Source organism: Azospirillum sp. UENF 112521 (assembly GCF_058780665.1).
Genome location: NZ_JBSNCI010000002.1, coordinates 2,333,622 through 2,349,051, shown reverse-complemented (window position 1 = coordinate 2,349,051; position 15,430 = coordinate 2,333,622). Strand labels below are relative to the sequence as shown.

At 67.3% G+C, this 15,430-nt stretch carries 15 protein-coding genes and 1 pseudogene; 15 read left to right on the top strand and 1 reads right to left on the bottom strand.

Translation table 11 applies throughout. The annotated features are described in order from the left end of the window. Positions 1–80: 80 nt before the first annotated feature. From ACWPN8_RS13460 to ACWPN8_RS13415, 10 genes and pseudogenes are all read left to right on the top strand, one after another. Entirely contained in the window at positions 81–695 is a 615-nt protein-coding gene (locus ACWPN8_RS13460) for a CatB-related O-acetyltransferase (RefSeq protein WP_492241086.1), read from the top strand. 16 nt (positions 696–711) lie between these two features. Beyond that, the gene (locus tag ACWPN8_RS13455) at positions 712–1,026 is read left to right on the top strand and encodes a hypothetical protein (protein WP_492241085.1); all 315 of its coding nucleotides are present in this window, start codon (positions 712–714) and stop codon (positions 1,024–1,026) included. A 381-nt stretch (positions 1,027–1,407) separates the two neighbouring features. After that, positions 1,408–1,575 (top strand): annotated as a pseudogene (locus ACWPN8_RS13450) (phage capsid protein); the annotation flags it as partial. Positions 1,576–1,638: 63 nt separating this feature from the next. Next, positions 1,639–1,911, top strand: a complete 273-nt coding sequence (locus ACWPN8_RS13445; protein ID WP_492241084.1) for a hypothetical protein — start codon at positions 1,639–1,641, stop codon at positions 1,909–1,911. Positions 1,912–1,980: 69 nt separating this feature from the next. Continuing rightward, positions 1,981–2,550, top strand: a complete 570-nt coding sequence (locus ACWPN8_RS13440) for a phage connector family protein (protein ID WP_492241083.1) — start codon at positions 1,981–1,983, stop codon at positions 2,548–2,550. Positions 2,551–2,563: 13 nt separating this feature from the next. Further along, positions 2,564–4,459, top strand: a complete 1,896-nt coding sequence (locus ACWPN8_RS13435) for a phage tail protein (RefSeq protein WP_492241082.1) — start codon at positions 2,564–2,566, stop codon at positions 4,457–4,459. Positions 4,460–4,479: 20 nt separating this feature from the next. Continuing rightward, positions 4,480–5,265: a hypothetical protein gene (locus ACWPN8_RS13430; protein ID WP_492241081.1), complete on the top strand. Its 786-nt coding sequence runs from the start codon at positions 4,480–4,482 to the stop codon at positions 5,263–5,265. Positions 5,266–5,298: 33 nt separating this feature from the next. Then, positions 5,299–7,329: a glycosyl hydrolase family 28-related protein gene (locus tag ACWPN8_RS13425; protein ID WP_492241080.1), complete on the top strand. Its 2,031-nt coding sequence runs from the start codon at positions 5,299–5,301 to the stop codon at positions 7,327–7,329. Further along, positions 7,326–8,846, top strand: a complete 1,521-nt coding sequence (gene terL / locus ACWPN8_RS13420; RefSeq protein ID WP_492241079.1) for a phage terminase large subunit — start codon at positions 7,326–7,328, stop codon at positions 8,844–8,846. The genes ACWPN8_RS13425 and terL overlap by 4 nt, the downstream gene beginning before the upstream one ends. A 34-nt stretch (positions 8,847–8,880) precedes the next feature. Further along, complete coding sequence (locus tag ACWPN8_RS13415) at positions 8,881–9,201, top strand: hypothetical protein (RefSeq protein ID WP_492241078.1); 321 nt, start codon at positions 8,881–8,883, stop codon at positions 9,199–9,201. 13 nt (positions 9,202–9,214) lie between these two features. Here the strand turns inward: ACWPN8_RS13415 and ACWPN8_RS13410 are convergent, their stop codons facing one another. Next, entirely contained in the window at positions 9,215–9,433 is a 219-nt protein-coding gene (locus ACWPN8_RS13410) for a hypothetical protein (protein WP_109048021.1), read from the bottom strand. A gap of 343 nt (positions 9,434–9,776) precedes the next feature. Here ACWPN8_RS13410 and ACWPN8_RS13405 point away from each other — a divergent pair, with 343 nt between their 5' ends. The 5 genes from ACWPN8_RS13405 (at position 9,777) to infC (ending at position 15,379) form a co-directional block, all read left to right on the top strand. Then, positions 9,777–10,151 carry a DUF952 domain-containing protein gene (locus tag ACWPN8_RS13405; protein WP_109048020.1) on the top strand — a complete coding sequence of 125 codons (375 nt, stop codon included), beginning with the start codon at positions 9,777–9,779 and terminating at the stop codon, positions 10,149–10,151. Continuing rightward, a complete protein-coding gene (locus ACWPN8_RS13400) occupies positions 10,148–11,221 on the top strand; it encodes a quinone-dependent dihydroorotate dehydrogenase (RefSeq protein ID WP_492241077.1) in 1,074 nt (357 codons plus the stop codon). Before ACWPN8_RS13405 ends, ACWPN8_RS13400 begins: the two co-directional genes overlap by 4 nt. Positions 11,222–11,349: 128 nt before the next feature. Beyond that, a complete protein-coding gene (locus tag ACWPN8_RS13395; protein ID WP_492241076.1) occupies positions 11,350–12,627 on the top strand; it encodes an EAL domain-containing protein in 1,278 nt (425 codons plus the stop codon). Positions 12,628–12,802: 175 nt separating this feature from the next. Then, entirely contained in the window at positions 12,803–14,767 is a 1,965-nt protein-coding gene (thrS, locus tag ACWPN8_RS13390) for a threonine--tRNA ligase (protein ID WP_109048017.1), read from the top strand. Between the two features lie 84 nt (positions 14,768–14,851). Beyond that, positions 14,852–15,379 (top strand): translation initiation factor IF-3, encoded by a 528-nt coding sequence (infC, locus tag ACWPN8_RS13385; protein ID WP_042696225.1) that lies wholly within the window; start codon positions 14,852–14,854, stop codon positions 15,377–15,379. The last annotated feature ends 51 nt before the right edge of the window (positions 15,380–15,430 follow it).

The following is a 15,430-nucleotide window of genomic DNA, read 5'->3' as shown; positions in this document are numbered from 1 at the left end:
CGCAACCGGGTTGCCCGATCCAGGATTTTTGATAAGGTTGCGACATCAATCAGGCTTATCCACCTTAAGGGCGATTATTTATGCACATGGGTCTCAATCATAAGCAAAATGAGAAAGACACTCATTATAAAATTGAGTTGAATGAGACCCCTTGCCAAATTTCAATTGGTGGCTTCACTTATTGTTCTGGTCCTTTGGAGCTCGTTACATACGGCGAAAGCGGTGAAATCCAGATCGGAAGGTTTTGTTCCATCGCTGATAATGTGCATATTTTCTTTGGCGGCATGCATTCCATGGATGGAGTATCAACTTACCCGGCAGAGAAGTTGTTGGAATTTCTTCCGGGGATTCCTGTAGTGCGCTCGACCTTTAGCAAGGGACCTGTCGTCATTGGCAACGACGTTTGGATCGGGGAGGGCGCAACGATCCTGTCTGGTGTCACTATTGGCGACGGGGCTGTAATCGGCGCTCGCGCTGTCGTATCCCGTGACATTCCGCCCTACAGTGTAGCTGTTGGCAACCCGGCAAGAGAAGTTCGTAAGCGTTTTGCAAAAGAGGATATTGACTTCCTTCTGTCGATCCATTGGTGGACTTGGAATAAAGATTCCATTCGTGAATTCGCTCCATACATATTTGATGGTGGCGATATCAATGCATTTCGGGCGGCTGTTATCCGAAAAGTTAACGAACAATGACATCATTAAGGCAGCCATGCTACTGACTCTTTTCCTGGAGATTGGCGCGGCGGAGCAAGTCTATTGGGCCGACTTCGGCGATCAGCTCCTATCGCCGGAAGAATGTCAGGTGCGGAATGATTGCGCTTCCGGTGGTGTCCAAGTGCTCGGCCAGCGGTGCGCCGGCTTCATGGATTGCTCCTTCAGCTCCAGACATGGCGACGGAAATGTCGAGCATATCCAGAATGCTTACGCCACCAACAACGGGCTGAGCTTGGGCTTTAACCGTGAAGCGACTCCCCTCCTGCTTCCAAAATCAACCACAACCGAACAAGAAAATACTCGGATATAAAACGAATCCTGGCTGCATGTGTTGGTTCATGCCGGTTGCTGTGCGTGCAAATGTATGGCATTTACTCAACCACCTGTCCGGGCCTTGCACCTGGGCCAACCGGAGCGACGTGGGGAGTCAGCGCCACGCCGGTTGGGTGACCGTCTGCCCTCTGATACCGCCCGCGTAACGTGGGTAGGGGCCACCAGCGCTTTGACGGGGATCGCTGCGGCGATGGGGCGATCCGGACGCCCCGCCGCCGGGGTGGCGCTTGTCATGGGAGCGCAGAGAACACGGAAAGAACAAATGGTCTAGCAAAAGACTTCGATGTTCTCATTCTGCTGCAAAATGTTCTGCAAAACAGCATTCTAACTAATTGAAATTGCTGGATTGGCTGCCCGCCACTGGTACCACAAGACGGCGGTCGGCCATGCGGCGGGTGCCGACGTGAAGACCGACATCACCTGGCACGGCGACCGTGCGGCGCATTTCGTCAACAACATGATGAGCCAGGGCGCCGCGCTGATCGACACCAGCGGCGTGGTCACCCTGCGCTGCCTGGAGAGCTGAACGGAGGAGGGCGAGCTGCCCTCCCTTCCGCATCCCCCACACAAAATCCGGAGTCTTCGATCCATGGCCTATGCGTCCAAGGATTTGAGCGTGCTCGCCTATGCGAACGGCTTCACGCTCTGGCACTACACCACGCGCGACGTGGCGACCGACGTCGACACCGCCGGCTATTTCAACGGGGCAGCCGACCTGCTGCGGGTGGGCGACATGCTGCTGGCCAATTGCGCGGTCGGCAGCGCCATCCCCGCCACCGGCGTGCTGGTGGTGGCGGCCAGCGCCAACGGCGCGGTCGATGTCGCCAACCTGACGCCGTTCGGTGGCGTCAACAGCGACTGATCCGCCGAGGGGAAGGGCGCCGCACCGCCGGCGCCTTCCGCTTCACGTCCGACATCCGGAGACACATCTATGGCCCTGACCGCCATCGGCCTGTGCGGCCGTGCGCTGATCAAGCTTGGCGCCACCGCCATCGCCTCCTTCGACGACGGCTCCGCCGAGGCGGAGGTGGCCGCCGCGCTTTATGGGCCGACGCGCGATGCGCTGCTGTCGGCCAACCCCTGGAGCTTCGCCAGCGTGCAGGCCACGCTGCCGCGGCTGGCCGAGCCGCCGGTCGCCGATTATGCCTGCGCCTTCCAACTGCCGGCCGGCTTCCTGCGGGCGCTGGGGGCGGGCGGCGAGGGGCGGGGGCGCGGCCTGTCCTACCGCATCGTCGGCCGTACGCTGCTGTGCGATGCCGGCACCGTCACCCTGTCCTACATCGGCCGCCCGGCGGAGGAGGATTTCCCGGCCTTCTTCGATCAGGCGCTGATCGCCCGCCTAGCGGCCGAGTTCTGCATCCCGCTGACCGAAAGCTCGACGCGGGCGGAGCTGTTGGCGCAGCAGGCCGAGGGCGAGTTCCGCCGCGCCCGCCAGATCGACGCCCAGCAGGACAGCCAGCCCGGCTTCGAGGACTTCACCCTGATCGACGCGCGGGCGTGACGGGGAGGATGCGATGGGACGGCTGCATCAGGTCAAGACCAACTTCACCGCGGGCGAGGTGTCGCGCCGCCTGCTGGGGCGCGGCGACCTCAAGGCCTACGACAACGGCGCGCTGGCCTTGCGCAACCTGTTCATCGATCCGACCGGCGGGGTGACGCGGCGGTCGGGGCTCGCCTTCTCGGCGTTGGCGCGTGGCGACGGGCGGCTGGTGGCGTTCGAGCGCAATGCCGAGCAAACCTATCTGCTGGTCTTCACCGACCGTTGGATCGACGTGTTCCAGGGCGGCACCCCGCTGGCGTCGGTCGCCGCCCCCTGGACGTTGACGCAACTGGCGCAGATCACCTGGACGCAGAGCGCCGACACGCTGCTGGTCTGCCATCCCGACCTGCCGCCGCGCAAGTTGACGCGCGGCGACGATGGCGGGTGGACGCTGGCGGAGTGGGCCTTCGCGGTCGAGGGCGAGCTGGCGCGCATCCCCTTCCACCGCTTCGGCGATCCGGCGGTGACGCTGACGCCGTCCGGCACCACCGGGGCGATTGCGGTCACCGCGTCGGCTCCGGTCTTCGATCCGCGCCATGACGGCACCCGGATCCGCATCAAGGGCAAGCAGCTGCTGGTGACCGGCGTGGTGTCGGCAACGCAGGTGAATGCCACGGTGAAGGAGGCGCTGGCCGACACCCAGCCGACCACCCAATGGGAAGAGCAGGCCTTCTCCGCCTTGCGGGGCTGGCCGGTGTCGGCGGCCTTTCATCAGGACCGGCTGGTGATCGGCGGGTCGCGCGACCTGCCCAACCGGCTGTGGCTGTCGCGCTCCGCCCAGATCTGGAATTTCGACCTGGGCGAGGGGCTGGACGATCAGGCCATCGAGTTCGGCATCCTGTCCGATCAGGTGAATGCGGTGCGCGCCGTCTTCTCCGGCCGGCATCTGCAGGTCTTCACCTCGGGCGCCGAGTATATGGTGACCGGCGACCCGCTGACCCCGCAGAGCATGCAGGTCAACCGGCAGACGCGCATCGGCTCGCCGATGGACCGCGCCATCCCGCCGCGCGACGTGGAGGGGGCGACGCTATTCGTGCCGCGCAACCGGCGCGAAATCCGCGAATTCCTCTACACCGACACCGAGGCCGCCTATCAGGCGAATGACCTGGCATTGCTGGCCCGCCACCTGATGGCCGGCCCGCGCGACCAGGACTACGACCAGAGCCGCCGGCTGCTGTTCGTCGCGATGGAGGACGGCACGCTGGGGGCGCTGACCGCCTACCGGGCGGAGGATGTCACCGCCTGGACCCTGCTGGAGACCGACGGGGCGGTGCGCTCCGTCGCCGCGGTGGGGGACGAGGTCTACACGCTGGTCGAGCGGCGGGGCGTGTGGACGGTCGAGCGCTTCGACGACGCGCTGAACCTCGACACCGCCGTCACGGCGGAGCGGGCGGAGGCAACCGCCGTCTGGGGCGGGCTGGCGCATCTGGAGGGGCGGACGGTCGCCGTCGTCGCCGATCGCGTGATCCGCAACCCCGCCACCGTCCAGTCCGGCAGCGTCACCCTCGACCCGCCGGCCCGCAAGGTCGAGATCGGACTGCCCTACACCCACCGGATCGAGCCGCTGCCGCCCAATCTGCTGGGGCAGGCGACAGGGGCCGACATCGTCCGGCTGGTCGCCGTCACCTTCCGGCTGGAGGAGACGGCGGCGTTGCGCGTCGATCTGGGGCGTGGGTTGCAGGAACTTCCGCTTCACCGGCTTGGACCGCAACCGGCCGGCGGGGTGCCGCCGCGGGTATCGGGCGACCGCCGACTGCGGGCGCTCGGCTGGCGCCATGACACCGACGTCCCGCTTTGGCGCATCGAGCAGGATGCGCCGCTGCCTTTCACGCTGCTTTCCGTGACCATGGAACTGAAGGTGAATGACTGATGGGTGGAATAACTCCCCTCGTGACCACGGCATTGCCGCTGGCGAACTCCGTCATCGGCACCGTGCGCAATGCCGGCGCCGCGTCGTCCAGAGCCGCCACGCAGCAGGCCGCCGCCCAGCAGGCCGCGGCTGAACTCGACTACAAGCGCCAGCAGGATGCGGCGCAGGCCGCGGCCGCGCAGGCGGCGCTGGAACAGAAGTACCGCGAGGAAGCGACGGCGGCCGAGCGCAGCGCCCAGGCGGCGGCGACGGCCCGCCAGCAGCAGGCCCAGCTGGAGGCCGAGGTGCAGGCCCGCCAGTGGGCGCATGACGCCGAGTTGCGTCAACAGGAACAGGAGCTTCAGCGCCAGAAGGACGAAACCGCGGCGGCTGCCGCTGCGGCGGCGCGTGCCAAGGAGATGGATGACTTCCGCGGAGCCCAGGAGCAGACGCTGGCCCAACTGCGCGCCGGCCAGGAGGAGGCCGTCCGCGCCAGGGAGACCGACGCGCAGACCCAGCTCGCCCAGCTGACCGCCGCGGCGGATGCCGCCGAACAGCGGCGGCTGGCAGCCTTGCGCCAAGCGGTCAGCAAGACCCGCGCCGGGCTGGGTGCGCGGGGTGTCACCGCGCAGGACGGGTCGGGCGAGGCGATCCTGCTGGGTCTGACCAACTCCAGCGACACCGAGCGCAAGGATGCCCAGGCCACCGACCAGCTGAAGCGCGCGGCCATCCAGCAGGGGCTGGACGATGCCAAGCGCCGCAACCTGCTGGAGTTGTCGCAACTCGCCGACCGTCAACGGCTGGAATACATGAGCAAGTTCTTCTGAGGAACGGCTCCATCAACCGGAGACCCACCCCCGATGTCCACGCCGCTTCTCATCCCGCGCGGAACGCCGCGCGTGCAGTATCTCGCCGACGGCTTGCAGCGGGTCTTCACCTACCCGTTCCCGATCTTCGCCGCCGAGGATCTCCAGGTCTTCCTGGGCGCGGCACTCCAGAGCACCGGCTATGCGGTCAGCGGAGCCGGTGCGACTGCCGGCGGGGCGGTGACCTTCGCCGCCCCGCCGGCCGAGGGGACCGTCGTGCTGCTGCGCCGGCGGCTGCCCATCGAACGGCGCAGCGATTTCGGCGAGAGCGGGCCGCTGCCGGCCGCAGCGCTCAACGGCGAGCTGGACCGGCTGACGGCCATGCTCCAGCAGGTGGCGGGCGATCAGGAGTTGATGCTGCGCTATGGCGACAGCGACCTGCCGGCCTCCCCCCTGCTGCCGGAGCGGGCCTTGCGCCGCGGCAAGCTGCTGGCCTTCGACAGTGCCGGCAACCCGACGGTCCGTCCGCCGGTGGACGAGGAGGCGCTGGCGACCTATGTGCCGCCGGGGGCCGGCGCCACCGCCCGGCCGGTGCGCGACAAGCTGGCCGATCTCGTGTCGGTGAAGGATTTCGGCGCGGTGGGCGACGGGCTGGTCGACGACACGCTGGCCTTGCAGGCGGCGCTGACCTCCGCCCGCGCGGTGTTCGTGCCGCCGGGGACCTACCGCATCGCCAACACGCTGACGCTCGGTCATGGCCAGACGCTGTACGGGGCGGGGCAGGCGTCGGTGATCCGGGGGGCGTCGAACGGCTTCGACCTGATCCATCTGCCGGACGGCTACGCCACCCTGTCGGGCCTACGGCTGGAGCAGGGCCGGGTTGGGGTGCGGCTGTTCGGGCGCGACGGTCCTTGCGTGCAGAACAGCCTGACCGACCTGACGTTGTGGGAGCCGGAGGTAGGGCTGGTCTTCGACGGCCACACCGACCCGAACCTGCCCTGCTATTGGAACAACATCGCCCGCGTGCTGGTGGCGCGGCCGTCGCGGCATGGGGTGTGGCTGACGCGGACAGGGGCGGGCGACACGCCGAACGCCAACCGCTTCCAGGCCGTGCGGGTCTATTCGCTGTCGGCACCGATGAGCGGCTGCGGCTTCTTCGTCGAGCAGGGGCGCTTCAACAACGCCTTCTTCGACTGCGAGGCCAACCTGTGGCCCGAGGCGGAAGCCTGTTTCCGTGTCGGGGCCGTCACCGACAAAACGCTGATCGTGAATTTCTACGCCGAATCGCTGGGTGCCCTGCCGAACCTGCAACTGGATGCCGGATCGGTGGAGACGGCGGTCGTCAACCTGTTCTCCGCCGCCGCCGGTCCGGCGATCCTCGACCGGTCGGGTGGGCGCTACACGGCGGTCAATGCCGGCTACCCGGAGAAGAACCGGCTCCAGCGCAGCCGCGTCACCGAACTTGTGGTGGAGGCGCTGCGCTACGACACCGAGTATGTGGAGCCGGCCGGTGGCGGCGTGGTGTCGCTGGACCTGACGAGTTCGGTCTATCTGGCCAGCGCCTATGCCGGGGCGGTGGAGTTGCGGCTCCCCAAGGCCGAGGACGCCAACGGCCATGCGGTGACGATCAAGCGCACCGATGCGTCGACCAACCCGCTGACGGTGACCGAGAGCGGCGGGCCGGGGCCGGACGGGCGGGTGCTGTCGCTTGGCAACCGCTACGACTTCGTGACGCTGGTGTCGAACGGGGCCGGCTGGTGGATCGTCGCCAGCAACAACCCGCCCGGCAACGCCCGCTATCACGAGGCTCCCGGCCTGTTCGAGCCGGACCTGAACCAGCAGCTCTATCTGGTCAGCGCCTGGAACGGGGCGGTGGAGGTGCGGCTGCCGGCGCCCTCGGCCCCGCATGCGGTCGGCCGCACGGTCACCGTCAAGAAGTCCGACACCGGCGGCAACCGCGTCACCGTCACCCAGTCCGGCGGCGGCGGTCCGGACAGCGAGGCCATCGCGCTGACCGCGCAGGGCCATGCGGTGACGGCGATGTCGAACGGTGCCGGCTGGCACATCCTGGGGCGGAATCCATGAATGAGAAGGACGACGACGGTTTCCGCGCCTTCGTCCAGGGCTGGAACGCCATGGTGGACTTGAAGACTCCGTCCCACCACACGGAGATGGCGGGCTGGCTGGAGCGGCATATGGCCGGGCAGAACCGGCGCATGCTGCTGATGGCCTTCCGCGGCTCCGGCAAATCGACGCTGGTCGGGCTGTTCGCGGCCTGGCTGCTGCTGCGCGACCCCAACCGGCGGCTGCTGGTGCTGGCCGCCGACCTGAAGCTGGCGATGAAGATGGTGCGCAACGTCAAGCGCATCCTGGAACGACATCCCGATTGCAGCCACCTGAAGCCTTCCTCCAGGGAGCGCGACCAGTGGGCGGCCGACCGCTTCACCGTGGTGCGGCCAATGGAACTGCGCGACCCGTCGATGGCGGCGGCCGGCATCGGCGGCAACATCACCGGCAGCCGTGCCGACGTGGTGATCTGCGACGACGTGGAGGTGCCGCGCAACGCCGACACCGCGGTGAAGCGCGCTGCCCTGCGCGAACGGCTGTCGGAGCTGGAGTATGTGCTGGTGCCGGGCGGGGCGCAGCTCTATGTCGGCACGCCGCATGCGCAGGACAGCCTTTATGCGGAGGAGAGCGACGACGGCAGCCCGTCCTTCCTGGACGGGTTCGAGCGGCTGGTCCTGCCCGTCTACACCGAGGATGCCGAGGGCAACCGCCGCTATGCCTGGAAGGAGCGCTTCGGTGAGGCGCATGTCGCCCGCATCCGCAAATCGACCGGTCCCAACAAGTTCACCAGCCAGATGCTGCTGCGTCCGGTCAGCGTCACCGACGGGGTGCTGAATGTCGAAAAGCTCGGGCGCTACGACGCGGAGCTGGAGTATCGCGAGGCGCTGGGGCGCGCGGTGCTGACGCTGGACGGGGTGAAGATGGTCTCCGCCACCTGCTGGTGGGATCCGGCCTTCGCCCGGCCGGCGGAGGACGGCAGGTCCAAAGGCGGCGACGGCAGCGTGGTCGCCGCCGTCTTCGCCGGGGAGAACGAGCACTTCTACCTGCACCGGGTGCTGTATCTGTCCGTCGATCCCAGGGCGGAGGAGACGGAGGCCGACCAGCAATGCAGGCAGGTTTCCCGCTTCCTTGCCGACAACCATCTGCCGGCGGTCCACATCGAGATCAACGGTCTCGGCCGTTTCCTGCCCGGACTGCTGCGCAAGCGGCTGCGCGACGACCGGCTGGCCGCCGGCGTGGTCGAGCAGAACAGCCGCACCCCCAAGGCGGCGCGCATCATCAAGGCCTTCGACGCCCTGCTGGCCGACCGCCGCCTTCTGGCCCACCGGCAGGTCTGGCAAACGCCGCTGATCCGCGAAATGCGCGACTGGCGCCCGGACGGCCGCTATCGCGGGCCCGACGACGGGCTGGACGCGGTGGCCGGCTGCCTGGGTGCCGAACCTTGCCGCTTCGACCGCAGCACCACGGCACCCGAACGCCGCCCGGACTGGCGCGGTGCGGAGGCCGTGGTGGCCCCTGCGGACTGGGAGCTTTGAGTCGTTTCCACATCAACACGAACGGGAGACCCCGATGCATGAGTCCCTGACCGCGAGCCTGGATCTCGCCTGGTGGATCACCGCCGTCGAGTTGCCGGCGATGGGCGGGCTGTTCTGGCTGATCGCGCGGGTGCGCAAGGATGCGGACGGCGCGCTGGACGAACTGCGCAACCGGGCGGAGGAGGCCCAGGCGCAGGTGCGCGAGAGCCTTGCCGCATACAAGCTGGAGGTCGCGAAGACCTATGTCTCCTTCGCAACTCTCAAGGACGTCGAGCAGCGTCTGACCGACCATCTGCTGCGGATAGAGACCAAGCTCGATTCGGGCTTCATGCCGTTCGAAGGCGGACGGCGCTGACTGGAAAGCCTGGTCAGTCGGCGTGGTGGATCATCGCCTGGTAGATCTTCCAGGCGATTTCCACCGACACGCCGCCGGCCCGCGCACCGGCCGCCAGCATGGTGGCGCTCGGTTTCAGCGGGACCGCGGTCTGACCCGGCTCGCACAGCGCGCCCATGGCGGTGACCGACGCGCCCAGATCCGTTTCGCAGGACGAGGTCTTCTTCAGCAGGCTCATGGAGATGGCGTTCATGGCGGGTCCTCCGTTGACTTGCTTCTGTCACAGCAAAAGCGGTGCCAACCGCATGAAGCGGCTCAAATCCAGGAATTCCGGGGGATTCGCAGGGGTTGAGCGGGCAATGCCCATAATCCGAGGACGAATGCCGCCGCCGAATTTCAAAAATACCCGCAAAATGCCGAATAGTTTCGAGCGTGCTTTGCAAAATGCAACGCGCGAAGCGTGCGGAATTGCAATCGGGGAGTCGATCTTGCGTTGTGCCGCCGCTCGCGATCCCCGAACTGCGACCCGTTACGGCCAAGCTGCGGCTTCGAGGTCTCTGGCCGCTGGGCATGCATTGCGTTAGTGTCCGACCGTCATGACCGACCGAATCATTCACCACATGTGCCGCGCGGACGAGTGGGATGCCGCCCGCCCGGCCGGCCGCTATCCCGGCTCGTCCCAGGATGTCCAGGACGGCTTTATCCATTTCTCGACCGCCGCACAGGTGGTGGAGAGCGCCGCCAAGCACCGCGCCGGCCAGGACGGCCTGCTGCTGCTGACGGTGGACGCCGACCGGCTGGGCGACGCCCTGCGCTGGGAACCGTCGCGCGGCGGCCAGCTCTTCCCGCACCTCTACGGGCCGCTGCCGGTGGACGCCGCGCTGCGGGTCGATCCGCTGCCGCTGGGGCCGGACGGGCGCCACGTCTTCCCGGCCGGCTTTCCCTTCACCCTTCAGGACCTCGTTCCGTGATCGACCTCTATCCGCTTGCCGGGCCGCTGCTGTTCCGCTTCGACCCTGAGACCGCGCATGGCCTGACCATCAAGGCGCTGAAGTCCGGACTGGTGCCGCCGGCCCGCGGCAGGGACGAGCCGGCGCTGCATACCCGCGTCTGGGGGCTGGATTTCGCCAACCCGGTTGGGCTGGCCGCCGGCTTCGACAAGAATGCCGAGGTGGTCGACGCCATGCTGAATTTGGGTTTCGGCTTCGTCGAACCCGGCAGCGTCACCCCGCGGCCCCAGCCCGGCAATCCGCGCCCCCGCCTGTTCCGGCTGGTGGAGCAGCGCGCGGTGATCAACCGCATGGGATTCAACAACGAGGGGCTCGAGGCCTTCGCCCAGCGGCTGGAGCGTCGCCGTGAAGCGGCCAAGCGCGCGCCCGGCATCGTCGGCGCCAATCTGGGCAAGAACAAGGACACGGTGGACGCCGCCGACGACTATGTGATCGGTGTGCGCCGGCTGGCGCCGCTGGCCGACTATCTGGTCGTCAACGTCTCCTCCCCCAACACGCCGGGCCTGCGCGCGCTTCAGGGCCGCGACCCGCTGCGCGCCCTGCTGGAGCGGGTGCTGGAGGCGCGGGCGTCCTGCGGCCTGACCCGCAATCCGCCGCTGCTGCTGAAGATCGCCCCCGACCTGACGGTGGAGGACAAGAGCGACATCGCCGCGGTGGCGCTGGAGTCCGGTATCGACGGGCTGATCGTCTCCAACACCACCATCGCCCGGCCCGACAGCATCCCGGCGGCGATGCGCAGCGAGGCCGGCGGCCTGTCCGGCCGTCCTCTGTTCGAGGCCTCCACCTCGGTCCTGCGCGAGATCTATGCGCTGACCGGCGGCAAGCTGCCGATCGTCGGCGTCGGCGGTGTGGCGACCGGCGAGGAGGCCTATGCCAAGATCCGCGCCGGTGCCTCGCTGGTGCAACTCTATTCGGCGATGGTCTATGCCGGGCCGGCGGTGGTCCACCGCATCCGCCGCGAACTGGCGGAGCTGCTGCGCCGCGACGGCTTCCCCTCGGTGGCCGAAGCGGTGGGGGCCGATCACCGCTGATCCCGCGCAGGGCGGGGCCGGCGGCGGCGTAGCATTAACGGATCGTCAAGCGGGCGTCCCGACAGTGGGTCACTCAGTCGGGACGCCCGCAAGGTCCGCATCATGCTCCTGCCGGAGGCTGCGAACCCGTGAAGGCCCTGACCGCCGATTTCCGCCCCGGCGCCGCCGTCCCGACCACGGCGGCGCCCACCATTCCGGTTCCCGCCATGACCCTGCTGACGCACCTTGTCTATGCGCTGGCCTATCTGATCGCCGGCGGTTCGGCCGGAGCCGCCCTGTGGGCGCTGCGTCCGGAGGCCGACCCGCTGGTGGCGTGGCTGGTGGGGGCGTTGGTGGTGCTGGCCGGCGCGCTGGTCCATGAGGCGGTCACGCGGCTGGAGCGCGAGCGCAAGGCCGCCCGCCGCATCGCCCGCCTGAATGACCGGGTGGAGGAGCTGGCCCTGCTGCTGGAGCGGCGACTTGCGGCCGATCCCGGCGCCCAGCCCGACGGCGGGGTGCGGTACGACGCGGTGATGCAGGAGGTGAAGCTTCTGCAGTCGCTGGTCGCCCGCCTGACCGAGCGGCGTGCCCCCCGTCCACCGGCCGCCAGTGGAGAGCGCCGTCCCGCGTCGTCCGTACCGCCTGCCGCACCGCCCTCTGCCGCGCCCGTTCCCGCCGCGCCGGCCCCGATGGACGATGCAGCGGTGCTGGAGGCGGTGCGCGATGCGCTGAAGGCCGACCGCATCGACGTCTATCTCCAGCCCATTGTCAGCCTGCCCCAGCGCAAGCATCGCTTCTACGAGGTGTTCTCGCGGGTGCGGGCCGCCGACGGGCAGCAGATCATGCCCGACCGCTATCTCGACATCGCCGAGCGCGAGGGGCTGATTGCCACCATCGACAATCTGCAGCTGGTCCGTTGCGTCCAGCTGATCCGCGAGACGGAACGGCGCCAGCATGCCATCGGCTTCTTCGCCAACATCTCCGCCGCGACGCTGGCCGATGCGGAGTTCATGCGCCAGTTCCTGAACATGATGGCGCAGAACCATGCCCTGGTGCCCAAGCTGGTGTTCGAGCTGAGCCAGCACGCGGTGAGCGCGGGCGGGGCGGTGACGATGGGCATCCTGTCGCAGCTGGCGCGGCTGGGCTTCCGCTTCTCGATGGACCAGGTGACCGACCTGTCCATCGACATCGACCGTCTGCTGCGCCACGAGTTCCGCTGCATCAAGCTGGACCGCGCGCTGGTGCTGGATCCCGCCAACGCCGGGCGCATCCGCGAGCTGCGCCACCGCTGCGCCGCCGAAGGCATCGACCTGATCGTCGAGAAGATCGAGACGGAGAACCAGCTGGTCGACGTGCTCGACACCGGCTTCGACTTCGGCCAGGGCTATCTGTTCGGCGAACCGCGGCTGAGCCGGAAGCCGGAGTAACGTTGGGGCGAGCGCCCGCATCTGACCGATACCGGGTTGTGGCGGCAATGCAGCGTTGGCCTTTCGACAGCCTTGATTTCCGCAGCCACGCTTGACATTCCCCCACGCGGCGATGGAAATTTCGCGTTCCCGGCCAAGTCCGGGCACCCGATGCGGGTGAGACCAACACTATTAAATGGTGACTTCGGTGACGTCCAACATCGCCATCACGCTGCCCGACGGCAGCGTGCGGGAGTTCGACCGGCCGGTGACGGGGCTCGAGATTGCCCAGTCCATCGGTTCGCGCCTGGCCAAAGATGCGCTTGCCGTCAAGATCGACGGCACGGTGAAGGACCTCACCACCACCGTCACTACCAACGCCAAGATCGAGATCGTCACGCGCAACCACGGCGACGCTCTCGAGGTCATCCGCCACGACGCCGCCCATGTGCTGGCCGACGCGGTGCAGAAGCTCTATCCCGGCACGCAGGTCACCATCGGCCCGTCGATCGCCACCGGCTTCTACTATGACTTCGCGCGCGACGAGCCGTTCACGCCCGAGGATCTGGAGAAGATCGAGGCGAAGATGCGCGAGATCGTCGGGGCCGACATCCCGATCGTCCGCGAGGTCTGGGACCGCGACGAGGCGGTCGCCTACTTCAAGAAGCTTGGCGAGCATTACAAGGCCGAGCTGATCGAGGCGATCCCGCAGGGCGAGCCGGTGTCGATCTACCGCCAGGGCGACTGGCTGGATCTGTGCCGCGGCCCCCATGCCATGACCACCGGCAAGGTCGGCCAGGGCTTCAAGCTGATGAAGGTGGCCGGCGCCTATTGGCGCGGCGACAGCCGCAACCCGATGCTCCAGCGCATCTACGGCACCGCCTGGCGCGACGAGAAGGAGCTGAAGGCCTACCTGCACCAGATCGAGGAGGCGGAGAAGCGCGACCACCGCAAGCTGGGCAAGGAACTCGACCTGTTCCATGTCCAGGAAGAGGCGGTCGGCTCGGTCTTCTGGCATCCGAAGGGCTGGACGCTCTACCAGACGCTGGAAAACTACATCCGCACCAAGCTGAAGTCGGCCGGCTATGTCGAGGTGAAGACGCCGCAGCTGATCGACAGCTCGCTGTTTAAGGCGTCGGGCCACTGGGACATGTATGGCGACAACATGTTCAAGGTCGAGGCCGACGGCGGCGAGAAGCTGCTGGGCATCAAGCCGATGAACTGCCCCGGCCATGTCCAGATCTTCCGCCATGGCCTGCGCTCCTACCGCGACCTTCCGATCCGCATGGCGGAGTTCGGCGCCTGCCACCGCAACGAGCCGTCGGGTGCCTTGCACGGCATCATGCGCGTGCGCGCCTTCACCCAGGACGACGCCCACATCTTCTGCACCGAGGATCAGGTGCAGAGCGAGGCGGCCGAGTATTTCAAGCTGCAGCTCGGCGTCTACAAGGACCTGGGCTTCGACAAGATCTCGGTCAAGCTGGCGCTGCGTCCGGACGTCCGCACCGGCGCCGACGAGCTGTGGGACCGGGCGGAAGGCGCGCTGGCCCAGGCGCTGCGCGACGCCGGGCTGGAGTATGAGGAGCTGCCCGGCGAGGGCGCCTTCTACGGCCCGAAGGTGGAGTTCCACCTGACCGACGCCATCGGCCGGACCTGGCAGTGCGGCACCTTGCAGTACGATCCGAACCTGCCGGAACGACTGGATGCCAGCTATATCGGCGAGGATGGCGCCCGCCATCGGCCGATCATGCTGCACCGCGCGATCCTGGGGTCGATGGAGCGCTTCATCGGCATGCTGATCGAGCATTACGCCGGCAAGTTCCCGCTGTGGCTGTCGCCGGTCCAGGTGACCGTCGCCACCATCACCAGCGAGGCCGACGGCTATGCCGAGGAAGTGGCCAAGCTGCTGAAGCGCAAGGGGCTGCGCGTCGAACTCGATACCCGCAACGAGAAGATCAACCTGAAGGTCCGCGAACACAGCCTGCAGAAGGTCCCGCTGATGCTGGTTGTCGGAAAGCGGGAAGCGGAAGAGCGAACGGTCGCGCTCCGCGTGCTGGGCGGCAAGGATCAGGAAATTCTTGCCCTCGATGCGGCGGTTGCTAAACTGTTGGAGGAAGCGAGATCGCCGGCCGGCGAGACCGTGACCGATTCGCCGTTTTAACCGACCGCGCGACGCTGCCGGCCGCTCCTCTGGACGGCCGGCTTCTCCGTGGTCACAGACCATGGAGAAGCGTCCATAGCCAGGATCCCGTCCGAAGCCGCCCCGACCCGCGATGGCCCGCGGGTTAACCGGGAGATCTCGGCTCGTTCCGTTCGTCTCGTCGGTGCAGATGGCGAGATGATCGGGGTGGTGTCGTTGCGCGATGCTTTGCTGGCTGCCGAGGATGCCGGTCTCGACCTGGTCGAGATCGCTCCCCAGGCTGAACCGCCCGTCTGCAAAATCCTCGACTATGGCAAGTTCAAGTACGAGGCGCAGAAGAAGGCGAACGAGGCCCGCAAGAAGCAGAAGATCATCGAGGTCAAGGAGATCAAGCTCCGGCCGAACATCGATGACAACGACTATGACGTGAAGATGCGCTCGGCGCGCCGTTTCCTTGAGGAAGGCGACAAGGTCAAGGTGACCCTGCGTTTCCGCGGCCGTGAAATGGCGCACCAGGATCTGGGTATGAACGTGCTGGTCCGCGTCCGCGACGAGCTGGAGGCGCTGGCGAAGGTCGAGCAGATGCCGAAGCTCGAAGGCCGCCAGATGGTCATGGTGCTGGCTCCGCGCTGACGCGGAGGTCGGGACTGCCGCTTGTGAAAAAGGCCCGTCCGGGATGCCGGA